The organism is Okeania sp. (assembly GCF_983059655.1).
This window is the reverse complement of record NZ_CEZPJD010000675.1, coordinates 1-4386: the sequence shown is the minus strand read 5'-3', so window position 1 is coordinate 4386 and position 4386 is coordinate 1. Positions and strand designations below refer to the sequence as shown.

Genomic DNA, 4386 nt, shown 5'->3' with positions numbered 1-4386 from the left:
AGGTTTCTAGCTAAAATCTGCACAAAATTTTCGGCTGATAGCTGATAGCTAGTTAAATTACACCTGCGTTTGGTGGCGGAGGTGAGAGTTGCACTCACTGATTTTTAGGTTATGAGCCTAACAAGCCACTCTTGCTCTATCTCCGCGTGTCACCAATACCCCTGACTGGAATTGAACCAGCAACATCTAGATTTTAAGTCTAGCGCCTCTTCCTATTGGGCTACAGGGGCATATTGAAAAATTTTAGGAGTCTCAAAGATCGGAATTCACAATTGAAAGGCGATCGCTATTTTATAGCAACTGCCATAACTGTTAGGACATTCTTGCTCCTCTCAAACTTATTCACAGCAAAATTTAACTTCTGACTTCTGACTTCTAACTTCTGACTTCAGCTATAAAATCCCCCAGGCCAGTATCGAACTGACGACTTCCTGCCTTTCAAACAGGCGCTCTACCAACTGAGCTACCGGGGGATACGGGAGCGGGAGGATTTGAACCTCCAAATCTCCAGTTTCGTAGACTGGCGTGTTATCCGTTTACACTACGTTCCCATTAAAAGGTGGGTCAGGCAGGAATTGCACCTGCAAAGCATTAAGCGACGGTTTTACAGACCGTTGCCCTCCCTAATAGGCGAGCTGACCCGATAATTGCATAGCTGAACTTTTGAAAATACACTACACAAGGGAGAGAGTGGGATTTGAACCCACGACGGCGATTAAACCGTTTCTTCTTAGCAGGAAGATGCCTTAAGCCACTCGGCCATCTCTCCTCAAAAGTTTTTAGATTGGCGCGGAGACTAGGATTTAAACCTAGATCGTCGGTTTTGGAGACCGAAATGTGGTGTTGCTGAATTGAAGTATGAATGCGCGATTGTTTGGTTCTGATCAAGCCCCCTAAATCCCCCAAAATTGGGGGACTTTTAGAGTTTTATTCCCCCCAAAATTGGCTTGCTCGGGGGGCAAAATCACACCCAGAATCAGCAACGGCCGAAATGTTATCGTTACACCATCTCCACTCATCAAAGTTTTCATGTTTCAAGTACAGCAACTAATCCGCTACAGCAAACAACTAAATAACAATTAAAAAGCCGATCGCCGATGGCTAGTTGCTATAGTTGCAGTGGCAGGAGTTGCACCTGCATCAACCAGGTTATGAGCCTGGGGCTTTACTGTTAAGCTACACTGCCTTGTTTGGAGTCTGGGAGAGGAATTGAACCTCTGATAATCGGTTTTGCAGACCAATGCCTTACCACTTGGCTACCCAGACTAATCAGAAGCCTTGACGGGAGTTGCACCCGCTTCTCTCTGACTGAGAATCAGAGTGACTTATCTAGTCGTCCACAAGGCTATGAATAACTATGTAGTATCTATTTTGTTTTCAAGGTACAGATGACTTTGTTTCCTTTACTCTATGTTTTTATGTTACATAAATAATACATAATTGTCAAGGATTGGGAGGAATATTTTTTTCTAGCTGATTTTGGTTTAAGATAATTACCCTTGGCTAGGCCAAAGCAGAATCATGTAGTACATCTTTGTATACTACATTAGTAATATGTAAATTCCAGAATGGGGCAAAAATATTTTTCTGAGGAGTGTGGGAGGGGTGGAGAGTGTGTAAGATTTGACGCGGTGACACGGTGACGCGGGGACGCGGTGACACCCTATATCCTTCTCTGGTGTGTCTCCGTGTGGAGAGTGTAGGGAGATGGGGGAATAGCACTCAGATAGAACATTTTTTTATACCGAATTAAGCGGATTTAATATAATAGAGTTTTATACTTATTTTATTCTTTATTCCTTCTTCCTTCCTCCTTCTTCCTTCTTCCTTCCTATAGTATGATGATGGGAAATTGTATTTTTCATCTCAAAAGGAAACAGTCAAGATGACAGAAACACCGCCCCCAGAAAAGTATAAACAGTTGGGCATAGTTAATCAAGCACTTATTTTTATTGAAAAAGTTGGTAATAAACTGCCAGATCCTATTACATTATTTTTCTATCTTTCTATAGCAGTAATTTTGGTTAGCGCGATCGCTAATTTGACAAATCTATCTGTCATACATCCTGCAACTAAAGAAACTATTCAAGCAGTCTCTCTGTTTACTCCTGAAGGTATCCGCAGAATCATTACTGAAGCAGTGAGTAACTTTGTGAAATTTCCTCCCCTGGGTACTGTACTTGTAGCGATGTTAGGGGTAGGAGTCGCAGAGTCTACAGGGTTAATTTCTGCTCTATTGCGTCAGGTAGTGTTAGTTGCTCCGGCAAAGTTTATTACTCCAGCGATTATTTTTTGTGGGGTAATGTCTAATCTTGCTTCTGATGCTGGATATGTGGTTTTAACTCCTCTTGCTGCTTTAGTATTTTTAGCATATAAACGTCATCCCATAGCAGGTTTAGCTGCTGCTTTTGCTGGAGTTTCTGGAGGTTATAGTGCTAATTTGTTAATTGGATCTATCGAGCCTTTATTAGCAGGAATTACTGAAACTTCGGCTAAATTAATTAATGCTGAATATACAGTTAATCCCGCAGTCAATTATTATTTCATGGTAGTTTCTACATTTGTTATTACTTTAGTTGGTTGGTATATTACGGATAAAATTGTAGAGCCTCGCCTTGGTAGATATGATGGGGAAATTGAGCGAGAAGAAATTCAAGATTTGACTGCTGCTGAACGAAAAGGTTTGCGTTGGGCTGGATATTCTTTATTGGCTTTTATAGCACTTTTATTAATATTAGTTTTACCCCCTGAAGGAATTTTACGCGACCCGGAAACTTTAACTATTATTCCTTCTCCTTTTTTCCAGGGAATTGTACCAATAATAATGGTAGGATTTATTCTGCCTGGTATTGTCTATGGAAAAGCAGCAGGTACAATTCAGAGTGATAAAGATATTGCTCAAGGTATGACTCAGGCTATGAGTTTAATGGGTTATTATATTGCTTTATCATTTTTTGCTGCTCAATTTGTTGCTTATTTTGGTTGGAGTAACTTAGGAATTATCTTGGCTGTTAATGGTGCAAATTTTCTCAAAGCTACAGGTTTTACTGGGTTGCCTTTGCTCATAAGTTTTATCATTGTTAGTGGTTTTATTAATTTATTTATTGGTTCGGCATCAGCTAAATGGAATATTATGGCTCCGGTATTTGTGCCAATGTTAATGTTGGTTGGTTATACACCAGAATTGACACAAATGGTTTATCGAATTGGAGATTCTACAACTAATATTATTACACCTCTGATGCCTTATTTTCCAATTATTGTTGCTTTTGCTCAGAGATACGATAAAAAGACAGGAATGGGAACTTTAATTGCTACAATGCTGCCTTATTCTTTAGCTTTCCTGATATCTTGGTCAGCTTTATTTATTATCTGGTTTATTTTCGGAATTCCTATTGGACCTGGAGCAGCAATTAGACTTTAAAATAGCACTCAGCACTCAGCTATTAGCTATCAGCTTCTCAAGGTGTATAATGGGGGATAAAACTTATTTTTTTTCGTGCCTACCTACCTACTTATAGCAATCCTATTTTATTAGTGTCAAAAATCTTACTGCTTTTTAGGGAACAGCGGTGCGACCCCGCGTCGGCGACAGACGCAAGCGGTCAGACCCCGCGTCGCCGTCAGCTCGCTTGCGGAATGCTGACCAAGAGAGGGAACGCGCACCAAGAGAGGGAACAGGGAATAGGGAACAGGTAAGAGTTTCAGTTTTTTTATCTACTTTTTGATTTGTCGCAACCTATTTAGGATTGCTATAGCTATCTTTAGTCATCTTGAGATAATATCAAATCCGGTAGCATCGGTGTAATAATACCATTTATCAAAAGTATTGCTACATCTCTTTGACAGTAGGGAGTAGGGAGTAGGGAGTAGGGAGTAGGGTGAAAAGAGATAAGATATCTTGGTTTAATGCCGAGAATCGTTACAAACATGATTCAAGCATTATTATTACTTAATAACTGAAGTCCCACGGGAAGTATAGCATTATTTTTGGGAATTGGTATAAGATAGTGAATCAGAATCCAGAATCCAGAATCCAGAATTCAGAATTTCCTACGGAATGCTCCGCAAACAGAAGGGAAAATAACTCAGAATTCTTTCCGCTCTGGATGAAGATGGAATATTTTTTTATACCGAATTAAACGGATTCGATATGACTTCTGCTTTGAGCCAAGAAATACAGCGTATTCCACTTTGATGAGGTACACCTACGCGAGCAAGATGCTTCCTCGCGAGCAAGATGCTCGCACTGATAGGATTGAATTATTAATATCTGTACTTCATATAGTTGGAATTTGCTATAAATTTCTTGGCGGATAACATAGCTTTACTTATTTATAAGAAGAGGTAATTCTAAATTATAAATTCTTGAACTATCACCTTCTT

General features: G+C 39.8%; 4 protein-coding genes and 8 tRNA genes. 2 read left to right on the top strand and 10 right to left on the bottom strand.

Translation table 11 applies throughout. The features are described from left to right. Positions 1-70: 70 nt before the first annotated feature. The 9 genes from AC3DU7_RS26460 to AC3DU7_RS26420 all read right to left on the bottom strand — a co-directional run bounded on the left by AC3DU7_RS26460 (position 71) and on the right by AC3DU7_RS26420 (position 1662). Positions 71-146: transfer RNA gene (locus AC3DU7_RS26460), tRNA-Met, on the bottom strand. A 10-nt stretch (positions 147-156) separates the two neighbouring features. Beyond that, positions 157-230, bottom strand: a tRNA-Leu gene (locus AC3DU7_RS26455). Between the two features lie 170 nt (positions 231-400). Continuing rightward, positions 401-473, bottom strand: a tRNA-Phe gene (locus AC3DU7_RS26450). 3 nt (positions 474-476) lie between these two features. Next, positions 477-551, bottom strand: a tRNA-Arg gene (locus AC3DU7_RS26445). A 9-nt stretch (positions 552-560) separates the two neighbouring features. After that, positions 561-642: transfer RNA gene (locus AC3DU7_RS26440), tRNA-Tyr, on the bottom strand. A gap of 40 nt (positions 643-682) precedes the next feature. Further along, positions 683-769: transfer RNA gene (locus AC3DU7_RS26435), tRNA-Ser, on the bottom strand. A 345-nt stretch (positions 770-1114) separates the two neighbouring features. Next, a tRNA-Ile gene (locus AC3DU7_RS26430) sits at positions 1115-1186 on the bottom strand. A gap of 5 nt (positions 1187-1191) precedes the next feature. After that, positions 1192-1266 (bottom strand) — tRNA-Cys (locus AC3DU7_RS26425). A gap of 237 nt (positions 1267-1503) precedes the next feature. Beyond that, a complete protein-coding gene (locus AC3DU7_RS26420; RefSeq protein WP_488042253.1) occupies positions 1504-1662 on the bottom strand; it encodes a hypothetical protein in 159 nt (52 codons plus the stop codon). A gap of 223 nt (positions 1663-1885) precedes the next feature. Between AC3DU7_RS26420 and AC3DU7_RS26415 the strand changes: the two genes are divergently transcribed. Both AC3DU7_RS26415 and AC3DU7_RS26410 read left to right on the top strand, forming a co-directional pair. Further along, entirely contained in the window at positions 1886-3424 is a 1539-nt protein-coding gene (locus tag AC3DU7_RS26415) for an AbgT family transporter (protein WP_488042252.1), read from the top strand. A gap of 148 nt (positions 3425-3572) precedes the next feature. Then, entirely contained in the window at positions 3573-3728 is a 156-nt protein-coding gene (locus AC3DU7_RS26410) for a hypothetical protein (RefSeq protein ID WP_488037736.1), read from the top strand. Between the two features lie 36 nt (positions 3729-3764). Here AC3DU7_RS26410 and AC3DU7_RS26405 read toward each other — a convergent pair whose 3' ends face one another. After that, positions 3765-3932, bottom strand: a complete 168-nt coding sequence (locus AC3DU7_RS26405) for a hypothetical protein (protein WP_488042251.1) — start codon at positions 3930-3932, stop codon at positions 3765-3767. Positions 3933-4386 lie beyond the last annotated feature (454 nt).